Origin of the sequence: Cohnella phaseoli, assembly GCF_003386235.1 — a bacterium.
GTDB classification, from domain to species: domain Bacteria; phylum Bacillota; class Bacilli; order Paenibacillales; family Paenibacillaceae; genus Cohnella; species Cohnella phaseoli.
Genome location: NZ_QRDZ01000009.1, coordinates 58,928 through 82,266, shown reverse-complemented (window position 1 = coordinate 82,266; position 23,339 = coordinate 58,928). Strand labels below are relative to the sequence as shown.

Sequence of the window (23,339 nt, the reverse complement as noted above, 5' to 3'; positions counted from 1 at the left end):
TTTAATTATCGCGAGCCGAGCTTCAACGTATCTCCGGATGTCGAGAACGTAACGCCTTTGAACCATTTCGCCAGCAGACGAACATCGAGACTCGTGCGCCCGTCCTTGATTAGGATGCGGGAATCGCCTTGCTTGATCGTCTCCTTCTGATTTCCTTTTGCCAGCGTATAGGTGCGATTCTTGGCATCGTACGACAGCTTGGCTCCCGCGATTTCGGCGCCCAGCTTCAAGTTGACGTACCACAGGTTCTGTTCTTTCCGCGCGGCATCCGGCTGCGACATGCGTATGCCATTAACCGTCAGAATGCCATTCTGCCAGCTTGCGGCCAATTTCTTGCCGCCCGCGAGACGGAAAGCGCCGATCAGCTGCTCGGCGGCTCCGCTCAGCGCCAAGTCCGGCGCCAGGCCGACTTGGTCCACCTTTTTCCCCTTCGGGGTGTAATATTCTTGAATCGTCACTTTCAACACGCCTCCGCTGCTTAGCGGCATCAGCGATTGCACGACGCCTTTACCGTAGGTTTTAGCGCCGACCAGCTGCGCGACTCCGTAATCCCGCAGCGCGCCCGACAGCAATTCCGACGCGCTCGCCGTATTGCCGTTGACGAGGATGACGACCTCGTAAGGCCTCTTCGTTCCGGAGATGGACAGCGGCTCGTCATGTCCGGTACGATCTCTCATGTGCGCCAGCACGCCCTTTTCGACGAACAGCCCGGCGATTTCCTGCGCGGCGACGACGTAGCCGCCGCCGTTATTGCGCAAATCCAGCACAAGGGAAGAGAGGCCGTTCTTCTCGAGCTTCTCCAGCTCTCGCTTCACCTCTTTGCCCGCCTCGGAAGTAAAGCTGGAGAGCGCCAAGTAGCCGATTCCCTGATCAAGCATTTTCGTCGAAACGACCGGCACATGCACAGACTTGCGCGTAATTTTGAATTTCAGCGATTTGCCGCTGCGAGACACGGTTAGCGCTACGGACGTTCCTTCTTCGCCGCGAATTTCCTTCTGAATGTCGGCCATCGATTTTCCTTTGAACGATTTGCCGTCCGCGCTGACGAGAAGATCTCCCGCCAGTATGCCGACCGACGAAGCCGGACTCTCCGCGATGACATCTTCTACGTAAACGCCGCCTTTGTCTTCTCTCATGACGATGCCGATGCCGACGAAAGTCTGCTCCAGCTCGGAGCTGTAGGCCGACCACTCGTCATCGTCGAAATACTCCGTATACGGATCGTTCAACGAATCGACCATTTCGTCGATTTCCTTGTTCGCGAGATCCGTATCCTGGGGATTCTTCAAATGATATTGTTCGAGAAGCTCTCTTACTTCCTCAGTCTGCTGAGCGGTTGCGCCCAGCGCCGCAGGAATATAAACGAAAAATAACGAGAACGTAAGCAGCAGTACGACAGAGTGCTTGATTTTTCTGACCCAATTCAAATTCATGACGCGCCCCCGCTCTCCGTTAATTGGTTTCTTGCATCGTTCAGCCATTCCAACGCCTGCATCGGCGTCATTCTCATCACGTCGAGCTTCCTGAGCTTGTCCAGTACCTTGTCGGCCGAAGTCGACTTTGCCGCCTTGGCTGGGGGCGCTTCTTCGGCGAACAGGCTGAGCTGCATGATCGACTGCGGGGACGACTCTACGCCGGTCGCCGCTGTCTCTCTGACCGTTTGGGCTTGCGGGCTAATCGGTTCCGACTTCATCTGCGCGACAGCGACTGGCGCCGTATCCCGATCATTCAGGAGCGAATACGCGCGGGAGACGATGGTCTCCGGCAATCCGGCAAGCTCCGCGCAGTAGATGCCGTAGCTGGAGTCGGCTGCGCCCGGTACGAGCTTGCGCAGGAACGTGACCCCGTCCGCGCTTTCTCTGACTGCCATACAGCCGTTGCGAAGGCCGCTCAAGGACGATTCGAGATGAGCCAGCTCGTGAAAATGGGTCGAGACCAGCGCCTTGCAGCCGATATGATGATGCACGTATTCGATGACCGCCTGAGCGATCGCCATTCCTTCGTCCGTCGAGGTGCCGCGTCCCAGCTCGTCGATGATAATCAGACTGCGGGAAGTCGCCTGCTCGGTCATAATCTGAATATCCTTCATTTCCACCATAAAGGTACTCTGACCGCCGACCAGATCGTCGGCCGCGCCGATCCGGGTGAATATCCGGTCGACAAACGGCAGCACCGCCCGGCGCGCCGGAACGAAGCAGCCGATCTGGGCCATCAGACAGATCATCGCCACCTGACGCATGTACGTGCTCTTCCCGGCCATATTCGGCCCGGTGATCAGCAGGATCGAGCCTCCGTCTTCCGTAAGCGAGGTTTCGTTGGCGATGAACACGCCGTTCTCGTTCACCGACTCCACGACCGGGTGGCGCCCTTCTTCAATTAACAGGTCGTAGCCTGCGCCGTCGGTCCAGCCTGGCCGCGTATAGCGTCGTTCTGCACTCGCCTCGGCGAACGACTGCAGCACGTCGAGCGCAGCGACGCTTTCCGCCAGACGCTGCAGCCGCGACATCTGCCCGGCGATCTGATCGCGCAGGGCGATGAACGTCTCGTATTCGAGATCGAACATTCGATCCTCCGCTTCCAGAATGAGCGCTTCCTTCTCCTTCAGCTCCGGCGTGACGAACCGCTCGGCGTTGGCCAACGTCTGCTTTCTTTCATAGCGACCCTCAGGCAAGCTGGCAAGATTCGCCCGAGTCACCTCCAGGTAATAGCCGAACACTTTGTTGAAGCCGATCTTGAGCGACTTGATGCCCGTCGCCTCGCGCTCGCGGCGTTCCAGCTCGGCAATCCATTGCTTGCCGTTCTGGCTCGCCTCTCTCAGCTCGTCCAGCTTCTCGCTATAGCCCGAACGGATAATGCCGCCGTCTTTAATCGTGGTCGGAGGCTCTTCCGCGATCGCCGCCTCAATCGCATCCGCGATATCTTCGCAAGCGTCCATCCCTTGCGCAAGAGAATCAAGCGGAAACGCGCCGAGGCTCTCGCATAGCTCCTGGACGGCGGGAATGCGTCTGAGCGAATTTTTTAGCGCGTTCAGGTCGCGCGCATTGGCCGTTCCGTAAGCGATTCTTCCGGCCAGTCTCTCCAGATCGTACACTTCGCCCAGTTCGTCGCGCAGCTCCTTGCGCTTGATCCAGTCCTTGTTAAGCGCTTCGACCGCATCCAGCCTGCGCTCGGTCTCCTCGCGACTGAGCAGCGGCTGGTCGATCCAGCGCTTCAGCAGGCGCGCGCCCATCGCCGTGCGGGTGCGATCAAGCAGCCCGAGCAGCGAACCCTTGCGGGAACGGTCGCGTATCGTCTCCGTTAGCTCGAGGTTGCGCCGCGTAAACGCGTCCAAGGACATATAAGCTTCCGTGTCGTAAGCTTTAACGGTGCGCAGATGCGCAAGCGACCTCTTCTGCGTCTCCTCCAAATACGAGACAAGACGCGACACCGCAAGCTGACGCACCGATTCGTGCGCGTCCCATCGCTCCTCCGGAAATTGCTCGGCCAGCTTGTCCGTTCCGGCGTCCTCGCGCACCGTCGTCGACAAAACGCGGCCGGCCGGATGCAGCGTCTCGCGAATGGCCGCGATCGCCGCCTCGTCGCCGACCGCTTCCGACGGACGGTATACGTTCAGCACATTGTTGATCGCCTCCGACGACTGACCGAACGAGGTCAAATAAAGCTCCCCGGTCGTCAAGTCGCACGCCGCAATGCCGATACGACCGCCTTGCGACGCCGTTCCGACAATAAAGTTATTGGATGCGTCGCCGACCAGCTTCGCATCCATCACCGTTCCCGGCGTCACGATGCGGACGATCTCGCGCCGTACGACGCCCTTCGTGCTGGCCGGATCTTCGACTTGCTCGCACACGGCGACTTTATAGCCCTTCTCTACCAATCTAGCTATGTATCCTTCGGCTGAATGGTGCGGAACTCCGCACATCGGAACCCGCTCCTCCATGCCCGCGCCCCGCCCAGTCAGCGTAATCTCCAACTCTCTCGACGCCGTGATCGCGTCCTCGAAAAACATTTCATAGAAATCGCCCAAACGGAAAAACAGCAAAGCATCTTTCGCCGTCGCTTTTACCGACAAATATTGCTCCATCATGGGGGTATATCCAGCCATGGTCTTCCTCCCGATATTTTGCAGCAGTGCAAAGTTCAATATCTCATTATATCAAATCGAGACGGACCGGGACACCCCGGGGGAACCACTCGGCTAAAATCCGGCTTAATGCCGATAAGTTGCCATACATGCTTAATAGTCGCAGTCTACTAAGGGGCTTATTAATAGAGTCGCTTTTCCGGAGTTGCGCCACAAGTACCGCCTATCCCCGTCAAAATTTGATAGTCGCAGCTCTATATTCCATCCGCAACAACTGCAACGCGCTTGCCCTCATCCGCAACTAGCTCGCATTCTCGCACGTCTCGTCGATCTCTCGTCAGCGCACAGGAATATGCCATTTCACGCGGATATCGGCCCCTTCGTTCCAGCTTTTTCCCCGTTCGATCGCGTCAAAGACAAAATCGACCGATTCGCGATACGCCTCGTAACCCGCGGTCCCGGCAATCGCCTCATACACACGTCTAACGGCGGGCAGCAGAGTATCCCGATCCCCTGTATAAAATGCCTCGCGCACCTGTTCCTCGTCCAGAGGACGACCGCAAGCCGCCAATTCTCGCGAATGCTCGGCAGCCATCTTCGCCAACGAGAATACGCCAAGCGTGAGTCGCGGCGATACGAGCCAGCTTGGCGGCGTCCGATACTCAAAGCCGCCATGAGGCTGTCGCCTCACATCGCCGAGCGCGCCGTAGCGCGGGCGGCGGCTTCCCGCTCCCGGCGGCTCCAGCAATCGAAGCGGCAGCGCAACGGCATTGTCGAGCGCGCGCAGCCGCTCGCCGTGCAAAGCCGCCCCGCTTAAATGGACGTGCCCGCCCAGCGGCAAGCCTCGCACGGGCAAAGCCCCGGCGCGCCACGACAAGCCGGCGCCGGCGGTGCGCCCGGCCGCCTCCCTCAGCAAGCTATGCAGCTCAGCCGTCAGCTGCGCCGGCTCTGGGCACGGGCGCGGCCGCAGCTCTACAAGCGGCCATATTTTCTCGCCGCGCACGCGAATAGAGTCGCACCCCGCTTCTCCCCCATACGGAAAATAGCGAGAGGCCGGCACGACCCGACCGGCGCTCGATAGCAGCACAAACTCCGGGTCCGCCCCAAGCATCGCCCGTACGCTCGTTGCCGATGCAGTCTCGGCTCTCCAGCCGGCAGAGAAGATTTCCACCGCCTCCCGCCATCTCTGCTTCGCTTCAAGCGTATGCAGCGTCAGCCGGGGATCAACAGCGATGACGGCGAGCCTGCCCTGGTCGCTTACTCTAAGCTCAACTTGTCCAAAATCGAGCCCAAGTGCATAGACCGCCCGAACGGCCATTTTTTCAGCGGGTTTCCAGAACGCGTGCTCTTGGGCAATTGTCATTTTCCGGGTTGCGTCCTGCAGCCGATTCCTTCCATATCCCATGCTGTCGCCGGCGAAGTCTCTGCGCATTTCAAGCGCATGGAAGCCCCATACGGATACGGTCAGCGTCATACTGCCTTTCTCCCCGATCCGCGCGGATATGCCTTCGCGACGCAGCCGTCTTTCCAGCTCCCGGCCATCCAGTTCCGCCAGCCGGGTTGCCGCCGCGTTCATGAGCCAAGGGGATAGCGGCAAAGCGGCCGATTTTCCGAACGGCTTCGTCCCCCCCGATTCTCCTGACCAAACGGGATAACCCGCCGCCACTTCCTCCAACTTCCCGCCTATCCCATCTAGTCGCTTTCCCGTCCATTTCCCCGTCAAGACGACGCAATCGTTCGGCCCAGCCTCCTCCGGCGTCCGCAGCAGAGGAATACCCGCTTCGCGAGCGAGCTCCTTCCACCCATTCGCCCCGGCGCCGCCGGCAATCCACATTTTCAACGTTCCGGCTCCGTGCGCCATCCGGCTCCCTCCATTCAAACACGGGAAGGGCCGTCCCGCAGGCGGCGCGTAAACGCCGAAGCCGAATGACCCTTCCCCATGTTTGCCCCTGCTGCAATCAGGCTTATCCCGTTGATCCGACAGGGCATCCGCCCTCGACTTTTGATCTGCGTCCGCATAGACTTAAGTACCGGCCGATGACCGAACCGATCACAAATCGTCTTCCAGAAGATCGGAATCAAGGTCTTCGTAATCCGCATCCTCGCCCACGCCGAATTCGACGTCTTTGCCGTCGTCGTCTCCCCCGATCGGATCGACGATGACGTATACCTTCGTCTCCGCTACCATTTCCACGGCGAATTCCCGTTCGACGCGGATCAGGACGGAAGACCCGTTAGAGCTGACCGTCGCTTCCACACAGTTGGGCTCCTGCGTTGCGTCCGCGGAAACCTCTTCGGTGGAAGTGCGGTGCCTCGGGTCGACGTAAGACAAAGGAACGTGTTCCACGTAGGAGATCGTCTCTTTCGCTACGTCGGTTTGCGAGTTTTTGCTGTACGAGTACCAGATGTTGATATCGTAAGACCCGATGACTTCGATTCCGTTCCCCGATTTCACCGCCTCATACTGGTGGTTGATGATCCACGCGCCCAGTATGCTGGTCGGGTGGTGCGGCGGCGTTACGGTGTGGGTAATCGTCGAGAACTTACGGCCTTTGCCGCAAACTGCCTTCGTGATGATTTCCCTGCGCTGCAGCCGTTTATCCGCAATAGCCATTTCGATAGACCTCCTCCATACGATCAAGTCACTTAAAGTCTATGCAGGACATTCGTCTAGAGTGACAAAAATGTATCCATGCACCGACTTGAACTTATTCGTTTCATTGTATGATCGCATGGGCGGAAATTGACTTCCGTTTTTTCTCATTCATATGAAAAATGAATGGAGTCTACTCATCGGCCTATTTGCGTACGGCTCGGCCTTCCTACTCCAAACGGTAGATATCCCGGTATTTATTTTCCAGATAGTCGCACAAATATGAGGATTGCAGCGGCTTCCCGCTGATTCGCTCGATAATTTCGGCCGGACGCTGCAGCTTGCCGTACTGGTATACCTTGTCGGTCAGCCAGTCCTTAAGCGGCAACAATTGCCCGGAGGCGATCTGATCGTCCAGATCGGGAATTTCTTGGCGCGCGATGTCCATAATCTGCGCCGCGTACATATTGCCGAGCGAGTAGGACGGAAAATAACCGAAAGCCCCGCCCGACCAGTGCACGTCCTGAAGAACGCCCTGCGCATTGCTCGGAGGCGTAACGCCCAAAGCTTCTTCGTACTTGCGGTTCCACACCTCCGGCAGATCGCGCGGATTCAAACCTTCATTAAAGAGCATCTTCTCGATCTCGTAGCGGATCATAATATGGAGGTTGTAGGTCAGTTCATCCGCTTCGATTCGGATCAGAGACGGCTCCACCACATTAATGCCTCGATAGAACGCCTCCGTCGACACATCGTCAAGCTGCCCCGGAAAATGAGCCTTCAGAGCCGGCAAATATTGCGACCAGAACCCGAAGCTGCGTCCGACCATATTTTCCCATAGACGGGATTGCGATTCGTGAATGCCCATGGACGTTCCCGTGCAGAGCGGCGTAGTCGCCAGCTCGTCCTTGATGTTCTGCTCATAGAGCGCATGGCCGCACTCGTGAATTGTACCGAACAGCGCGCTCGTCAAATCGTCCGGCAAATAACGCGTCGTAATGCGCACATCGTTCTTGTTCAAGCCCGTCGCGAACGGATGCACGCTCTCGTCCAGCCTGCCGGCCTCGAAATCGTAGCCCATTTCCTTCAAAATCAGGTTGCTGAACTTCTTCTGGGCCTCTTTGGCAAATTCGCCGACCAGGAAGGAGGTATCGGGCCGATTGCCCGATGAAGCGATTTGCTCGGCCAGCGGCACAAGCCGCGCCCTAAGCTCGCCGAACAACCGATCCAGCTCCTCCGTCGTCAGTCCGGGTTCATACATATCCAGCAGCGTATCGTACGGAGTCGTCTTTACGCCCCACAGCTCGATGAACTTGCGGTTAAAGTCGATGATTTTCTCCAAATAAGGAACGAAGTTAGCGAAATCGTCGTTCGCCTTCGCCTCTTCCCATGCGGACTCCGATTGAGAGGTTAGTACGACATACTCGCGGTACATATCCGGAGGGATGCGCCGATTGCGCTCGTAATCCTTCGTCGTCTCCTCGACAAGCCGACGGTCGATCTCGCCCAGCTCCGCCAATTGTTCCGGCTTGTTGAGCTGCTGCAACAGCTCGCCCATCTCCTCGGACGTCGACAGCTTAAACGTCTCCGCGGACAGCGCTCCCACCGCTTCCGAGCGCTGCTCGACGCCTTTGCGCGGCGCTCCGGTTCTCATATCCCAATAAACCAGACCCAGAATTTCCTCGTATTGTTTAATTTGACCCGTCAATTCCCGAAACCGCTTCAGCGGCGACGATACGGTCAGCTCTGCGTTGCTCATCGTATGGGCACAACCTTTCTCGACTCGATATTGTCATCTTGATCATACTCTCCGCTATCTTTATAATCAACTTTACCGTTTATTTCAGAAAAGAGGAAACGACATGATCGTGGAGTGGAGCGAAGCCGCCTTGGCGGAGATTGCGACGCGGTATGGTCCAGAGGCGCGTATTTGGAAGCTGGTATCGGATTCCGAGGGCTGCGGCTGCGCGATGAACGGAGTTGCGGCGTTGTGGCTGATCGAGGAACCTGAACAAGGAGATTTACAGGCGGAAAGCAACGTTGTCGAAGTATGGTACGAGAAGCGTCACGAGGTATTTTTCGATCAGCGGATGCGGGTTTCATACGACCCTTCCAAGCGGTCGTTTAAGCTGGCCAGCGACGGCCAGATTTACAGCAACCGGCTTCGGCTGGAGGATCGACGAGCGACGGCGGCCTATTAATAGCATACGAAGGAGAAATGATGCTTGCGCAAAATGGATGAGATATTGGCCTTCAACAAACAATTCGTCGAAGGCAAAGATTACGAGCAATATTTGACGACTAATCGACCTCCCGAGAAGAGAGTCATCATCGTCACCTGCATGGACGCGCGCCTGACGGAGCTGCTCCCGAAGGCGATGAATATGAAGAACGGCGACGCCAAAATTATTAAAAACGCCGGAGCGATCATCACTTCCCCGTTCGGCAACATCATGCGGAGCGTGCTCGTAGCGCTGTACGAGTTGCATGCCAACGAGGTGTTTCTAGTCGGCCACCACGACTGCGGCATGACCGGCATCGATCCGAACGAGGTCGTCAAGCATATGCAGGCGCGGGGCATTCCCGAGCATGTCATCCATACGCTTCGCCACTCCGGCATCAACCTGTATCGCTGGCTGACCGGCTTCGACAGCGTCCGCGAGAGCGTCGTGAACAGCGTGGAAATCGTTCGCAACCACCCGCTTCTGCCCCCGGGTACGCCTGTGCACGGCCTGATCATTCATCCCGATACAGGGGAGCTCGAGGTCGTTACGGACGGCTACCAGGCTCTGGAAGCTCGCGACTGAGCGCCTTGCGCCTTGCCGACTCCGCCCGCGCGGCGACGACTTCCTCCCGATCGCGCGTCAGATGCCGGTGGATGATATCCTCTCCCGCTCTCGCTCCCGGCAAGCCCCACGTATAGCCTAGCTCGGCGCAGCGACGGCGCGCGGCGGACAGCAAGCGCTCATCGCGAATCGGCAGATCGATGTCGCGATAAGCGGCTCCCGGCCCGCTCCATTCCAGCGCTGTACGCTTAAGCAGTTCGGCCAGCTGGCCGCCGTCGACGCCCAATCGGTCGAACAGCGCGGGCTCCGCTTCCGTCGCGGCTTTGCTCATCAGCTTGATCGCGCCGCCCCAATTTCCCCGACGGGAATGATACTGGCACACCGCGATACGGATCAGCACTAGCCAGCACGTGCGATAAGCCGGCAGCGCATCCTCCTTCCAATATTCCTCCATAATCTCGTGACATTCGAAATAATCCCGCGAGCCATAATATTCGGCCAAAAAATCGATGTACGCTTGAGGATACTCGATCGCGCTCATCCTGCTTCTTCCCCTCTACTGTCTCTTCCTTCTTTCTCTAGCATAGCGCAATTTCGGACGCTCTGCATGGAAATTAAGACAGCGCGTACGACACCGCCTGTTCGGCGGCTCGTCGTCCCTGCTCGATGCAATCGGGAATGCCGACGCCTTCGTAGCCCGCCCCGCACAGCCATACGCCCGGCTTCTCCACCGCCAGATTAGCCCGCAGCTCCCTTAAGCGTTCGCGGTGCCCGACCGGATACTGCGGCATCGAGCGATGGCAGCGGCTGATTTCGATGAACAGCGGCTCGGCGACGATGCCCATCGTCGCTTGAAGATCCGCCCGAACGCTCGCGATCAGCTCCTCTTCCGACAGAAGCAGCCATTCCTGCGCATTCGCCCTTCCGACATAGGTTCTCAGCAGAGCTTTGCCTGGCGGAGCGGCATGGGGCCACTTGGAAGACGACCAGGTACAAGCCGTAATCAGTCTGCCTTCTCTGCGAGGGACTACAAAACCGGAGCCTTGCAGCTTGCCGGGGATGTCCTCAGCGCGATAGGCTAGAGCTATGTTCGCTACCGAAGCATACGGGATGCGCCCTAACCACGCGGTCTCGGCAACATCCGGCATTAGTCTCGCAGCCTCCGCGGCCGGGAGTGCCATAATCAAGCCGTCCGAATGCAGAGCATCTCCGCTTTCTAGCAGCAGTCGATATCCCTCCGCATCCTTTTCGATCCGATTAATGCCCTCTCCCGTCAGCTTCCGGACCGTCGGCAGCGATTGCTCCAATCGTTCCACCAGCGTCGACAACCCTTGATCGAACGTTAGAAACAGGCTTTTTCGCGCGATCTCCGGCCCATCCGCCAATGCGGGCGGCGCGCTTTTCTTGCCTGCCAGCATTCCGATCATCAGGCTGCGATAATCGCGCTCGATCTGGCGGAATTGCGGGAAGGTCGCCTGCAGGCTCAGAGATTGCGTTTCTCCGGCGTATATGCCGGCCAACAGCGGCTCCGTAATGTTGTCCAGCACCTCCCGGCCCAGCCGACGCCGGATAAAACCGCCCAACGATTCGTCGGCGTCGTCCTTCCTTCGCGGCAGCAGCAAATCCATCGCGGCGCGAAGCTTGCCGAGCGGGGATACGAGGCCGGTTTTGACGAAAGGCGCCAGCGCTGTCGGAATGCCGAGCACGAGCCCCAGCGGCATCTCATGAAGCTTCCCTTTATGCAGGATGTAGTTTTTTTTCGCTTGCGGATCCGGATTGGTCGCCGCCAGACGCGCCTCCAAATTCAACTCGCGAATCAGCTTCATGACGGGAGCTTTGCGAGCCAGGAAGGAATCCGGACCCTGCTCGATAATGAAGCCGTCCCGATGAATCGTACGAATATGACCGCCCAGCCTGCGACTTTTCTCCACTAGAACGATGTCGACCGGCATCTGTCGTTCCGCAAAGTATTTAACGGCATAAAAGGCCGCGCTCATTCCCGTAATTCCTCCGCCCGCCACGACGATCTTCAGCCTTTTCCCATCCATCGCGTCCCCGCCTTTCTTCATCCGTCGCTGAACGCTTCAAACGACCGGGCTGATTTCCCGCCATTTCTTCGGAATATAAGCGCAGTACGGATCGCTTTCCAGCTCATCTCCGGTCGTTGCGTACGCTCTTGCCCGAGAGCCGCCGCACAGCTCCTTGAACTCGCATACCCCGCATTTCCCTTTGAGCTGCGATTTATCGCGCAGCCGCTGCAGCAGAGGCGAGGTGCGGTAAATGTCCGGCAGCGGCCGCTCCCGAACGTTCCCGCAGGAGATCGGCAGGAACCCGCTCGGATACACGTCGCCGATATGGCTGATGAAGACGAAGCCGTCCCCGTCGTTAACCCCTTTGTGCGCGCGCCCGAGCAAATCGGCTCTTTTTGCCCCCGCCTGCTCCTGTCCCGCTCCCGCGCGCAGCTTCTCCTGCATAAACACCCTGCGAAAATGGGGCGCTTCCGTCGCTTTCACGCCATACGGCATGCGCTGCTGCACCTGGAACAGCCACTTCATCACCTCTTCGTGCTGCTCGGGGGAAATCATGTCCTTCTCCATGCCGCGCCCGGTCGGTACGAGGAAGAAGACGCTCCACAGTACTGCGCCCATCTCCTTCACCTTCTCGGCCGTCGCGTCAAGATCATGAAGATTGTACTGCGAGACCGTCGTGTTGATCTGGATCGGAATTTGCATCTCCTGTAAATATTCGATTCCTCTCATCGTCAGATCGTAGGAGCCCTTGGTGCCGCGAAAATGATCGTGGATTTCCGCCCGCGATCCGTCCAAGCTGAACGCCCAGCGCGACAGCCCGACCTCCTTCGCTTTACGGATCGCCTCGCGCGTCACTCTTGGCGTAGCGCTCGGGGTCATCGAGACAGGAAGCCGTTTCTCCTCGATCGCATACTGGGCAAGCTCGAACAGATCGGGGCGCATCAGCGGATCTCCCCCAGTGAACACGAACAAAGGGTTGTCCATTTCAGCAATGCTGTCGATCAGCTTCGTCCCCTCTTGAAAGGTCAATTGACGCGGATCGGCGCGATACTGCGCTTCCGCCCGGCAATGCAGACATTTCAAAGCACAGGCTCTGGTCACTTCCCAGATCACGATAAACGGATTGACATTGTAATCTCTCTCGCGAACGATCGACGACATGAGAATGCTCCTTTCGTTTCGGCTACTCTTTGAGCGCGCTCGCGATGGCCGCCCTGCTGCTTCTGTCCGCCCGCCAGCTGCGATGCGGTCGCCCACTGATTCGCCAGGGCGTGTCCTGTCAGAAAACACTGTGATCCACGTCATCATAACATCCTGCCATCTTTCGATGTGTGAGGGTCGTCACAGTCGATCGTCCACGTTTGGATTAAAGTGAGAAAGAGCAGGACGACAAGGAGGACAACCTATGATTATTAAGCTGGACAGCGATCCGATTATGGAGAAAATGAAAGAGCTCTGCGAGACGTTGCTCGGGCAAGAAGCATACAAGGAACTGCGCGATGCAATCGACCATTTCGCTTCGGACGAACAGTCGCTGCAGCAATATGAACGCTTTATGGAGAAGCATCAGCATCTCCGTCAGAAGGAGGACGCGGAGGCGGAACTGACGCCCGAAGAGGTTTCCGCCTACGAGGAAGAAGAACGCGCGTTGTATGACAACCCGATCATTCGCAAGTTTTTGTACGCCCAGCGCGAATTCGGTCAACTGCACAACAAAATCAGCCAGTATTTTACGAAAACGGTCGAACTCGATCGTCTGCCTGAGCCGGGCGACCTCAAGAAGGGCGATTGCGGCTGCGGAGGCAGCTGCGGCAGTGGCCACGGGCACTAAAGGCGATCTTGCATTCCCCACCATACCGCATACCGCAGGCTTGCTTAAGATGAACGATTAAAAAAGAAGCCATATACTTCTCGCAGACTCCTACGAAGAAACTTCCGCGAGGGAAGTAGTCGGAAAATCGTACAACGCAGCTTAAATCAGGCTTAAACGGCGGACGTTTGTCCGAAAAATCGTACAATGCAACTCCATTCAGGCTTATACGGACGACGTTTGTTCGAAAAACCGTACAAAGCGACCAATACCCAAGGGTTGTACGTCACTAAGCGTCTTCGATGATTATACGGATAACCATTGGCGATTATCTGGAAGTGTTAAGGATCATGATTAGCTCGTAGACTGCCCCATACGCTCCTGAAACATTGTAACGGGTTTTCCTATTCCAATTTCAGGAGCGTATAGCATCAGAGGAAGGGAAATACGCCTTGCACCTTTAACATTGATTTTCTTTCGGTGCGACTTGACATTGTGGGCTACACTTTGAACTTGCGAACCCTCTCGGTCAGACCGGTCGATACTTGCTCCAGTACGCCGGCCTGCGTCGCAATTCGATCGACGTAACCGGACTGCTCGTGAGCCGACGCCGATACTTGCTGAGCCGACGCGGCCGTCTGTTGGATAAAATGAACGAATTCCGTCGTCGCTTCGACTACCTCCTCAATAAACCGCGCGATATATTCCGATATTTGCTGCAGCTCCGTCACGCTTCGTTCCGTCCTAAGCACTTGATCCGTAATCGAAGCAAGCGCTTCTCTCCCTTGAACCATAAAAATCGTCTGCCGCTCGACAGCGACCAGCGTGTTCTCCATCGCGGCGACGGTAAGCGCCGTCTCTTCCCGAATCTCTCCGATCATGTCCGCGATTTGCTCTGCGGATGCTTTCGATTGCTCCGCCAATTGGCGCACTTCTCCGGCCACTACCGCAAAGCCCTTGCCCTGCTGTCCGGCTCTAGCCGCTTCAATCGCCGCATTCAGCGCGAGCAGATTCGTCCGGTAGGCAATTTGCGAGATAACCGTCACGATCCCGCCGATCTCCTCGGATCGTCCGCCTAGCGCATGAATCGAACCGACGGACCGTTTGACAGACTCCATAACGGAGTCAAGATGCGCGACGGCTTCCCCGATCGCCGATTCGCCTCTTTTCGCCTCTTCCGTGGACTGGCCGGCGACGGAAGCGGCCGTGCGGGCTTTGGCCTCCCCGTTCACGATCTCGCGCTTGGCGCGCTCCACCAGCTCCATAACCGAGCCGGCCCGCTCCGACTGCCGCATCGCTCCTGCCGCAACTTCGTCCACGGCCAGAGAAATTTGCCGGGAGGCTTCGCCCGTATGGGCGGCCGTCAACGTCAATTCGCGGCTGGCATCGGACAATTGCGCCGACGTCTGCATCATCCCCCGTGCCAATGCGGACAAGTCGCCGACCATGCTGCCGAAGCTCTTGAACAACTGCCCGGCTTCATCCCGACTTTTGATCTCTCCCGTCATCGCAGTGAAATCTCCTTCCGCGACGCGTCGGACCTCCTCATTGACGATTTTGAGCGGCGCGATCGTTCTTCGCACGAACCAGATTGTGATCGCCGCGGCCGCGAAAGGCAGCGCCAAACAGATTAACATTAAGTCCTTGATCATTGTCCACGTCCGCTCGCTCAAAATGGCGGCGTCGAAATCGATCGCGTTCAGCGCAATCAACGTCCCGTTCGGATCGTTATTTTCGAAGATCGGCGCATAGCCCGTTATTCGCTTGCTGCCGGCAAATTCGTACACATCGGAGTAAGCGGGATGTTTCATCGTACGGATCATATCAAGCGCTTTCTCATCCAGATAGAAGGAGTCCCCCGCCTTTACGCCTTGCGCTTGCAGCGCTGCATCTGCCGCTAACACCTTACCGTCCAGCGACAAAATATATTGATTTTTGAAGATCGGCTTGTGCGCAATCGTCCAGCCGATGTCTCGTTGCACCCGATCGAGCGGGGCGGCATCGCCGTCCGCCAGTCGCTTGACCTCGCCGGAGGAGAAAATGCCGAGCGTAATGTTGGCGCAGCCGATCAATTCCTCTCCTGCCGCGGCCTTAATCTGATTGTAGCTGTTCCAATAGCTGACAAAGATGACGATGGCCGAACTGGCAAGGACGATGGACAGGACGATAGCGGTCATTTTCCCAGTGATCCCGGCTTTCATAATTCCCTCCGATAGAATTGGACTATTAAGGACTGCTAAATTATAGCAAGAAAAGAAATTCCGGTTAGTGAGAAAAGTCACTTTGGAGGACGGAAACAAACATTCTGTGGAAATCGACCGAAAATCGCCCGCATTGTGATTAAAATCACTTAATAAACACTACATATTGTATTAAAATTCTTTTCATCGCCCACATATAGAAAGTGAAAACAGGAGGTGATACGGTTAATCGCAATACTATTAAAGGAGTGATTTCGGTATGCTCGCGTTTTATCCCGGTTTCATTCGTACGTTCGACGATCTCCCGGGGCGCGTATCTTTGCTGATCCATAGCTGGAACGGCTGCAACATGCGCTGCTTCGGCTGCCACAATTACGACGAGTTGATCGCGACCAAGCCGGATGCGCGTCGGCTCACCGCGACGCAGGCCGTCGAACGCATTCATGCCAATGCCGGTTTGTTTGACGCTCTGCTCGTCAGCGGAGGGGAGCTTCTAATGAACAACGCCTCCGACCTTTCCGACTTCTTCCGTCGTGTCCGCGATGCGTTCGAGGGCGTAGTTATCGTGTACACGAACGGCACCTATCCGCGAAAATTGCAAATGCTGCTGGATTGGCGACTGATCGACGGCGTACATATCGATATGAAGCTGCCCTATCATCTGCTGGATCCCGACGAGGACTCCGACGTCTATGAAACGATTATCGGAACGGTTCCATCCCGGAGCTTGTGCCGGAACATGCTGGAATCCGTGGAAGCCGTCATCCGGCACAACGGCGCGAACAGTCAAGTGCGAACCGTGCGGTATCCGCAGTTAAGCGATGAATATTTTGAGCGGATTCGCGCTTATGTGAACGGATTAAACGCCAAGCACGGCAGCCGTGTTCCTTACTTTCTCAATCCGTACCATCCGCCGCAATCGAAGCGGCCGCATCAGCACCATTAATTTGGAGGGATATCCATGTTCAACCGCACCGAAGAAATTATCGATACGTTTACTTCCCCGTCGGAAACCAAGCAAGCCGATTACTTGAAACGAGAGAACAGCAACTTCGTCTACTCCCTTCCGCTCCTACGGCACAATCTGACCAACTTTTCGGAGGAGCGCTATCTGCTGGAACGCGTGCTCCCGGCCAAGCTGACCGAGCTGTATCGGGACGGAGTCGTCTATATCCACGACAAGCAGCTCAGCCCTTATTGCCTAAGCGTATCGTGCAAAGATATTGCCGCCAAAGGCATCCCCACGCTGGCCAAAAATATGATGAGCTCCAAGCCGACACGCAAGCTGGATACGCTGCTCCGGCATTTTAGCAACGTTGTCGTGCTCATGTCCCAGCAGGTGTCCGGAGCGGTTATGCTGTCGCAGATGACGACGATCTCCGCCTCCTACCTGTATGCGGAGGAATGCATCCACGGCCGTCGCTTCACGGTGGACGAGCTGATACAGCTATTCCAGAGCTTGATCTGGGAGATGAACATGCCGCTGCGCGGCGGCTCCCAGTCTGCGTTCACCAACATCACGCTCGAATTCGGCAAACCGTCCGACGAAATCAAGGACGAACTGGTCATCATAGGCGGAGCGCCGCTCGACATTCGTTATCGCGACATTCCCGCCGATTACTTCGACCGGATCAACAGCGCCGTCATCGAAGTGATGAAGCAAGGCACGGGCAACGGCATTCCGTTCACCTTCCCGCTGCTCACCGTGCCGATCGACGATGAATTCGACTACGGCAACCGGCTGTTTCTGGAGCTGCTCGACGGCATGTACCGCTGGGGCGGAGTCTATTTCGAGAATTTCCGAACCGCTCCTTTTCAAGACGAGCGCTACAGACGGCTTAACCCGTTCATGAAGCCGCGCGACCCGGAGGCGAGCCGCAGTCTATGCTGTCGTCTACAGATCGACTTGAACGTGTTGTCCAGAGTCGGCAGCGGCATCTTCGGCAGCTCGACCGGCTCGACCGGCGCGGTGCAGGTGCTGAACTTGAATCTGAACCGGATGCTGCTCGAATACGGCCATAACGAAGATCTGCTGTTCTCCAAGATCGCCGAGTTTTTGAACGTTATGCAGAAAGGACATATGGCCAAGCGAAAATGGATCGAGCGGAACAAGGAGCTGTATCCGACCTTCTTTGCCTTTAATCGCGACCTGTCCAACTATTTCAACGTGTTCGGCGTTGCCGGCATGCACGAAGGCCTGATTAACTGCGGATATACGGGCGGTATGAGCAGTGAGGCCGGCAAGCGGCTGGCGCATCGTATTATGCAGTTTATTACCGAACGGATCAACGAATTTATCGTGCGGGATCGCGTAGCCTGCGGCATCGAGTACGCGCCTGGAGAGAACGCGGCGATCAAGTTGGCCCGCCACGACGTCAAGTGGGCCCGTAGCCGAAACCGAGACATCTTCGTGCAAGGTTCGGGAGATCATGTTTACTTGACGTCCGGGTGCATGCTGCCCTTTAGCGAAGATGACTTTACCCGGCAGATCGAGAATAGCGCGGAGTTTCAAGCGTATGCCACTTCGGGAAGCATTCTGCACCATTTCCTGGAAAGTAAAGTGTCTCCCGAGCGATTGGCCGATTATTTGCGGAAAATTTTCGATAAGCCGATCCAGTACATCACCTTGACCCCGACTCTGACCAGTTGCCTGGCCTGCAGCCGGCAGATCGTCGCCGACGACGGCAAAAATCTCGAGACCTGCCCCGTATGCGGCAGCGACGATCTGGCGACATATAGCAGGGTGATCGGCTATGTTAAAATGATCGCTCGCAAAAAAATCCGTGTTGACGAAGAGGGCTGCTACTCGGGGCAGTTCAACTTCTGGAGCAAGGCAAGACGCTTCGACTGGAATACGCGCAAACGGCTGAAGGAGGAAACCCTTCAGTAAGCGCCAGCAAAAACAAGGAGGCCCGACTTGCCGGCATCTTCATGCGGCGGAATCGGGCCTCTTCGCTATTCAGGAAATAGAAGGACGGTCAGGATTAGAAATTGCAAAGCGCCGACGATTTCCATGATGCCGACTTTGGCCGGCCTCATCGCTTTGCCGGCGTAGGCGAACGCGCGCAGGGCCGGAAATACGAACGGAATCGTCATTAACGGGGAGCCCAACGCCAAGGGAACTATTAAAGCCAATAGATGGTAGATACGCGCATAAGCGGTCCAACGGGAGTTCTGCCGTTCTCTGAACACCGTTTTGACGAAAAAGGCGGTCCCCATGAAATAGATCAAGTTAAACGCCGTGAGCGCAGCCATTTTAGCGCCCCATTCTCCCCCTCCCGCCAAGTAAGCGGCAGCGGCGGCAAGCGAAAAGCTGACGATGGCGCATAGGTCGTTCAACAATGCTCGTTCCGTCTTCCGCTTCGAGTGCCAGACGTTCACGGCCAGCAGCGCTACCAACGGAATTCCGAAGTAGGCCAGCTGCGGACGATCGATCAGCGGCACAATTAGACATGCGAGCGCGCCCAGCGCATAACCCGCGCCCCACTTCAACATATAAGCTCTGTTAGACGCTCGCTTCACCGCTTGCAGGAGCGGATACGACGCCAAATATAGAAGCAGCCACCCAACGAAGAGCGGCGCATGAATCCACTGCGGAGCTGCGACCGCCATGCCGGTCAAGAACGGCACGCTGACCATCGCCCATCCTCCGTGTTCGTGAGGAATCACCAGTTTTTTCTTCTTTTTCATTGCCACTCCCCCGTCACCGGTCCGCAGCCTCCTGCGTATCGAGCGCAAGCAGGCTCTCGTACTGTTCCGGCGTATTCAAATTCAGGACAAACCTGGAATCGATTCCGTTGCGCCTGAATTCGGCCTCCTCCACCTTCACGCAGCGGATCGCGTCCAGAAAACCGTTGACCCGAAACTGTCCTCTGCCGAATAGATACGGAATTCGTTCGACGCAGCTTTTGTCGTAAATGCCGTGAAACGGATACATTTGTCCGTGGAAGTACGGAACCGCCGCCTCGCCGTCTCCCTCGGTCTTGACAGCCAGCAGCGTTCGGGCCGCTTGCGGAGAGATAAACGGCATATCGCAAGCTACGACCCATACGTTAGTATGACAAGCAAGCGACAATGCGGCGTGAATCCCGCCGAGCGGGCCTTTATCGGGATAGAAGTCGGTAATGATTCTGACATTGTTGTCGACAAGAGGAAGAAACGTTCTCGGTTCATTCGTGACCAGTATAATCTCCGAGCAGATTTCCTTCAGCTTTCCCAGTTGGCGATGAATCATCTTCTCTTCGCGAAACGGCAGCAGCGCCTTATGAACGCCTCCCATTCTCCGGCTTCTTCCCCCGGCCAGAATGATTCCGGAGAGGCAGGCTCGCTCGTCAATCGGCAATCGATCGGTCGTATCCAACATCGCATTCCTCCGGATTTCTATGGAATATTGCGCTTCTTCCCCGTTCTCCCATTATTGTCCTCGCCAATCGATTCCTCTATGACATAACTCACAGCCTTGCGGGCAAAAGTTCGCTATTCTGTTGAAAATCGATCTCATTAACGGATAGCTATTGATTCGATTTTCGCTAGAATTTAAACTAGAAACAATTGCCCGCCTTACGTTCGGCCGAACGCCGTCATTCGCGCCGCTTCGTTAATCCGATTCGCAAGGAGGATGTTCATGAGCAAGGATAAAGCGTCCGCATTCCTGCATCAGGTTCCGCTGTTTCACGATTTGAATCCGCAGGAAATGGCGAGAGTCGAGGAAATTACAATATCCCGTTCCATCTCGAGAAGGTCCGTCGTTTTCACCGAAGGCAGCGAGAAAGAGGCCGTCTACTTCATCCGCAACGGTCTGGTAAAGACGTTCAAGACGGACGAAAACGGCCATGAGCAGATTGTATCTTTCCTGAAGACCGGCGACATGTTCCCGCATACCGGCTTTTTCAATCAAAACCCGTATCCGGCAACGGCCGAAGCGATCGTCGACACGCAGCTGCTGGCGATTCCCGTCAAAATGTTCGAGCGGTTGATGATGAATACGCCGTCCATCGCGATCAAGATGATGCGCGTGATGGGCGACAAGATTCGGGAGCTGCAGGAGAAGCTTCAAGTCTTGTCCGGACAGGATGTCAAACATCGCGTGCTGTCGTTCCTGCTTCAGCTTGCGGAGCATCACGGGGACATGAAGGACAACAAAATTACGATCAATCTGCCGATGACGCACCAGGAGATCGCCAACTCCATCGGAACGACGAGAGAGACGATTAACCGGCTGCTCAATCAGTTCAACAAAGACGAACTGCTCGAAGTCGATCGCAGCCGGATCGTCATTATCGATCTTGAAGCGTTAAAGCAGCAGAAGGAGATCAAGTAGCGCCAATCCTCGTGGCGCTTTTAGACTCGCCCCTGCTCGACCCTTGGAAACAGCACGTTGTTCTCCAGATGAATGTGCTCGAACAGGTCCGCCTCCAGCTCGACCAGCTTGCCGAATGCGAGCGAATAGGTTGTGCACGCTTCCGCAGGCAGCGCGTAACCGTCCGACTTCGCTCTCATTTCCTTCAGATAGTCTCCGACGACGCTGTGGTCTTGCTCCAGGTCGTCCAGCCCTTCGACCGCTTTCTGTTGCGCCTCCGCGCTCGGCTCGGCCGCATAGCGCTTCAGCAGAGGGAAAAGCGCCTCTTCTTCGGCGATCAGATGCTGATCCAGCTCGATTTTCATTTGATGGAACTGTCTATGCAATGCGGCGAGCTCGGGATGCCCTGCGCCATGAACGCGGAGCACCTTTGTCAGCAGTTCGCTGATCAACGGCAGCTCCTTCTTCAAATACCCGTGGTGGCGAGTAACGATATGATCGATTAAATCCGCGATCGGCGCCGTCTTCCAGTCCGCTTCTGCCGCTACGTTCCTCGCGGCTGCTTCCTCATAGCTTTCGTTCAAGCGGCGCAGAAGCTCGTCCAAATCCAGCTGCTGGCCGCGAGCGGCCTCCGCCAACGGGCGATCCCCGCCGCAGCAGAAATCGATTTTCGTCTCCTTGAACAGATGGCTGGCTCCCGGAAAATCGGCCACAATGTCGCCGATTTTCTCTTCTCCGTTAAATTGCTGGCTCATATCCGATCCTTCCTTTCATTTTCTATAGGTTCACCCCCAGTATAGGCATAACCGCCGCCCTGCTCTGTGACGCAGAACACACTTTAGCGGCCCGGACGGCTCAAGATGTGAGATGTATCACACTTGACGCTGTATTCCTTTGCTATACTTGCTCCAACGTATCTTGGAGGTGGCTTATGTGACTACCGCTCACCAGCAAACCGAATGCCGCTCGATCTGCAACTCTTCCTTATTTTCCGACGATAATCTGCAGAAACTGCAGCAAATTATGTACTTCCAAAATCTGAACGCGAACGTTAACGTATTCCGCGAAGGAGATTCCGCTGGGAGTCTATATTTTATTCAATCGGGCAAGGTCAAATTGACGAAGCTGTCGGAGGAAGGCAAGGAATACATTATGTCCTTGTTTCATGAAGGGGACTTTTTCGGCCAGCTCGACCCTTCCCCCAAAGCGTTCCATCAGTTCACCGCCGCAACGATCGAGAAGTGCGTCGTAGGCGTATTTCAAAAGAGCGATCTGGAAGTGCTGCTCTGGCAGCACGGCGATTTAGCGATCGAATTCGTCAATTGGATGAGCTTCATGCATCGGCTGACCCAGACGAAGTTCCGCGACCTCGTCATGCTGGGCAAGCCCGGCGCGCTCTGCTCCACCTTGATTCGCCTGTCCAACACCTACGGGCGTAAAGACGAGAAAGGCATCCATATTACTATGAAGCTGACAAATTCCGAATTGGCCGACTATATCGGCTGCGCGCGGGAAAGCGTAAACCGGATGCTCGGAGATCTGCGCAGAGCGGGCGCCATTCTCATGAACGACGGAATGATCACCATTACGAATTTGAGTTACCTGCAAGCGATGTGCCGGTGCGAATTGTGCCCCAAGAACTTGTGCCGGATGTAAATCCAGCGGACAACGGACGGATAATCGACCAACGGGCTATCCCATAAGCAGAGCTGCTTGAGATGATCGATAGACTAAAAAAAGGGGATGCACCTCTCCGGAGACTGCCTTATACGCACCTGAAATGACTATGCAACGGGTTTACCCATTGCCATTTCAGGTGCGTATAGCAGCGAAGGGAGGTACATGCCCCTTTCACCTTAATGTCGATTATCTACGACGATACAGCACATAACTTCTTCTTAAATAGCCCAAGGGCAAGCTGAACACATGAACGAGCCGCGTAAACGGGAACACGAGATACAGCGCAAACGTCGTCAAAATATGAATCTTGAACCCGATCGGCACTGTCTCCATAAGCTCGGGGTTCGGCTGGAACGCCAGTACTCCCCGCAGCCACGGGTTGATCGTTGTCCGGTAATCGAAATCGCCGTGGCTCATCGAGCTGGCCGCCGTCGCCGCCAGTCCGGTGAACAGAACGACGATCAGCACGATCAGCGCCACCCGGTCTCCCAGACTGCTGGTTGCACGAATGCGAGCATCGGCATATCTGCGATACAGCAATAGAAGCGATCCGGCAAACGTGACGATGCCCGCAGGCATCCCGCCGACAATCGCCGCAAGATGGTATGCCTCATCGCTGATTCCTAACCCCCGGTACACTTCAACCGGAATGAGCAAGCCGGCGATATGTCCGCAGAATACGGCCAGAACGCCGTAATGAAACAACAGGCTGCCCCATCTCAACTTGCGTTTTTCCAGCATTTCGCTTGATTTGGACGTCCAACTGAACGGGTTGGTAACGTACCTCCAGACTAATCCGGAGATACAAAGCGTCAGAACCACGTAAGGGAGCGCGCCCCACAGCAGTACCTCCATC

At 56.3% G+C, this 23,339-nt stretch carries 20 protein-coding genes; 7 read left to right on the top strand and 13 right to left on the bottom strand.

All coding sequences use genetic code 11. The annotated features are described in order from the left end of the window. Positions 1-5: 5 nt before the first annotated feature. From DFP98_RS13245 to DFP98_RS13225, 5 genes are all read right to left on the bottom strand, one after another. Positions 6-1,433 carry a S41 family peptidase gene (locus tag DFP98_RS13245; protein WP_181917665.1) on the bottom strand — a complete coding sequence of 476 codons (1,428 nt, stop codon included), beginning with the start codon at positions 1,431-1,433 and terminating at the stop codon, positions 6-8. Further along, positions 1,430-4,105, bottom strand: coding sequence for a DNA mismatch repair protein MutS (gene mutS / locus DFP98_RS13240; protein ID WP_116061077.1), 2,676 nt, complete (start codon positions 4,103-4,105; stop codon positions 1,430-1,432). Before mutS ends, DFP98_RS13245 begins: the two co-directional genes overlap by 4 nt. A 316-nt stretch (positions 4,106-4,421) precedes the next feature. Continuing rightward, the gene (locus tag DFP98_RS13235; protein WP_116061076.1) at positions 4,422-5,945 is read right to left on the bottom strand and encodes a putative amidoligase domain-containing protein; all 1,524 of its coding nucleotides are present in this window, start codon (positions 5,943-5,945) and stop codon (positions 4,422-4,424) included. A gap of 189 nt (positions 5,946-6,134) precedes the next feature. Then, positions 6,135-6,698: an outer spore coat protein CotE gene (locus DFP98_RS13230; protein ID WP_116061075.1), complete on the bottom strand. Its 564-nt coding sequence runs from the start codon at positions 6,696-6,698 to the stop codon at positions 6,135-6,137. A 208-nt stretch (positions 6,699-6,906) separates the two neighbouring features. Further along, positions 6,907-8,436 carry a carboxypeptidase M32 gene (locus tag DFP98_RS13225; protein ID WP_116061074.1) on the bottom strand — a complete coding sequence of 510 codons (1,530 nt, stop codon included), beginning with the start codon at positions 8,434-8,436 and terminating at the stop codon, positions 6,907-6,909. A gap of 103 nt (positions 8,437-8,539) precedes the next feature. Here DFP98_RS13225 and DFP98_RS13220 point away from each other — a divergent pair, with 103 nt between their 5' ends. Next, positions 8,540-8,878, top strand: a complete 339-nt coding sequence (locus tag DFP98_RS13220; protein ID WP_116061073.1) for an iron-sulfur cluster biosynthesis family protein — start codon at positions 8,540-8,542, stop codon at positions 8,876-8,878. A gap of 24 nt (positions 8,879-8,902) precedes the next feature. Next, positions 8,903-9,484: a beta-class carbonic anhydrase gene (locus DFP98_RS13215; protein WP_116061072.1), complete on the top strand. Its 582-nt coding sequence runs from the start codon at positions 8,903-8,905 to the stop codon at positions 9,482-9,484. On the opposite strand, the gene DFP98_RS13210 is transcribed toward DFP98_RS13215, so the two are convergent. From DFP98_RS13210 to DFP98_RS13200, 3 genes are all read right to left on the bottom strand, one after another. After that, a complete protein-coding gene (locus DFP98_RS13210) occupies positions 9,447-10,004 on the bottom strand; it encodes a DUF309 domain-containing protein (protein WP_116061071.1) in 558 nt (185 codons plus the stop codon). The genes DFP98_RS13215 and DFP98_RS13210 overlap by 38 nt on opposite strands. A gap of 73 nt (positions 10,005-10,077) precedes the next feature. Further along, complete coding sequence (gene hemG, locus DFP98_RS13205; RefSeq protein WP_116061240.1) at positions 10,078-11,511, bottom strand: protoporphyrinogen oxidase; 1,434 nt, start codon at positions 11,509-11,511, stop codon at positions 10,078-10,080. A 36-nt stretch (positions 11,512-11,547) separates the two neighbouring features. After that, positions 11,548-12,654 (bottom strand): TIGR04053 family radical SAM/SPASM domain-containing protein, encoded by a 1,107-nt coding sequence (locus DFP98_RS13200; RefSeq protein ID WP_116061070.1) that lies wholly within the window; start codon positions 12,652-12,654, stop codon positions 11,548-11,550. 244 nt (positions 12,655-12,898) lie between these two features. Between DFP98_RS13200 and DFP98_RS13195 the strand changes: the two genes are divergently transcribed. Further along, positions 12,899-13,324 carry a YlbF/YmcA family competence regulator gene (locus tag DFP98_RS13195; protein ID WP_116061069.1) on the top strand — a complete coding sequence of 142 codons (426 nt, stop codon included), beginning with the start codon at positions 12,899-12,901 and terminating at the stop codon, positions 13,322-13,324. A gap of 479 nt (positions 13,325-13,803) precedes the next feature. On the opposite strand, the gene DFP98_RS13190 is transcribed toward DFP98_RS13195, so the two are convergent. Beyond that, a complete protein-coding gene (locus DFP98_RS13190) occupies positions 13,804-15,504 on the bottom strand; it encodes a methyl-accepting chemotaxis protein (RefSeq protein WP_116061068.1) in 1,701 nt (566 codons plus the stop codon). A gap of 259 nt (positions 15,505-15,763) precedes the next feature. Here DFP98_RS13190 and DFP98_RS13185 point away from each other — a divergent pair, with 259 nt between their 5' ends. Together DFP98_RS13185 and nrdD are read left to right on the top strand one after the other, a co-directional pair. Continuing rightward, positions 15,764-16,450, top strand: a complete 687-nt coding sequence (locus DFP98_RS13185; protein ID WP_116061067.1) for a 4Fe-4S cluster-binding domain-containing protein — start codon at positions 15,764-15,766, stop codon at positions 16,448-16,450. 15 nt (positions 16,451-16,465) lie between these two features. Next, positions 16,466-18,394: an anaerobic ribonucleoside-triphosphate reductase gene (gene nrdD / locus DFP98_RS13180; protein WP_116061066.1), complete on the top strand. Its 1,929-nt coding sequence runs from the start codon at positions 16,466-16,468 to the stop codon at positions 18,392-18,394. 65 nt (positions 18,395-18,459) lie between these two features. Here nrdD and DFP98_RS13175 read toward each other — a convergent pair whose 3' ends face one another. Together DFP98_RS13175 and mobA are read right to left on the bottom strand one after the other, a co-directional pair. Beyond that, entirely contained in the window at positions 18,460-19,194 is a 735-nt protein-coding gene (locus DFP98_RS13175; protein WP_116061065.1) for a YwiC-like family protein, read from the bottom strand. A gap of 13 nt (positions 19,195-19,207) precedes the next feature. Beyond that, the gene (mobA, locus tag DFP98_RS13170) at positions 19,208-19,867 is read right to left on the bottom strand and encodes a molybdenum cofactor guanylyltransferase (protein ID WP_116061064.1); all 660 of its coding nucleotides are present in this window, start codon (positions 19,865-19,867) and stop codon (positions 19,208-19,210) included. Positions 19,868-20,128: 261 nt separating this feature from the next. Between mobA and DFP98_RS13165 the strand changes: the two genes are divergently transcribed. After that, positions 20,129-20,824 carry a Crp/Fnr family transcriptional regulator gene (locus DFP98_RS13165; protein WP_116061063.1) on the top strand — a complete coding sequence of 232 codons (696 nt, stop codon included), beginning with the start codon at positions 20,129-20,131 and terminating at the stop codon, positions 20,822-20,824. 20 nt (positions 20,825-20,844) lie between these two features. Here DFP98_RS13165 and ric read toward each other — a convergent pair whose 3' ends face one another. Next, positions 20,845-21,558: an iron-sulfur cluster repair di-iron protein gene (gene ric / locus DFP98_RS13160; RefSeq protein WP_116061062.1), complete on the bottom strand. Its 714-nt coding sequence runs from the start codon at positions 21,556-21,558 to the stop codon at positions 20,845-20,847. Positions 21,559-21,736: 178 nt separating this feature from the next. Between ric and DFP98_RS13155 the strand changes: the two genes are divergently transcribed. After that, positions 21,737-22,459 (top strand): Crp/Fnr family transcriptional regulator, encoded by a 723-nt coding sequence (locus DFP98_RS13155; RefSeq protein ID WP_246016519.1) that lies wholly within the window; start codon positions 21,737-21,739, stop codon positions 22,457-22,459. 210 nt (positions 22,460-22,669) lie between these two features. Here DFP98_RS13155 and narI read toward each other — a convergent pair whose 3' ends face one another. Further along, a complete protein-coding gene (gene narI / locus DFP98_RS13150; protein WP_116061061.1) occupies positions 22,670-23,338 on the bottom strand; it encodes a respiratory nitrate reductase subunit gamma in 669 nt (222 codons plus the stop codon). Position 23,339: the final 1 nt, after the last annotated feature.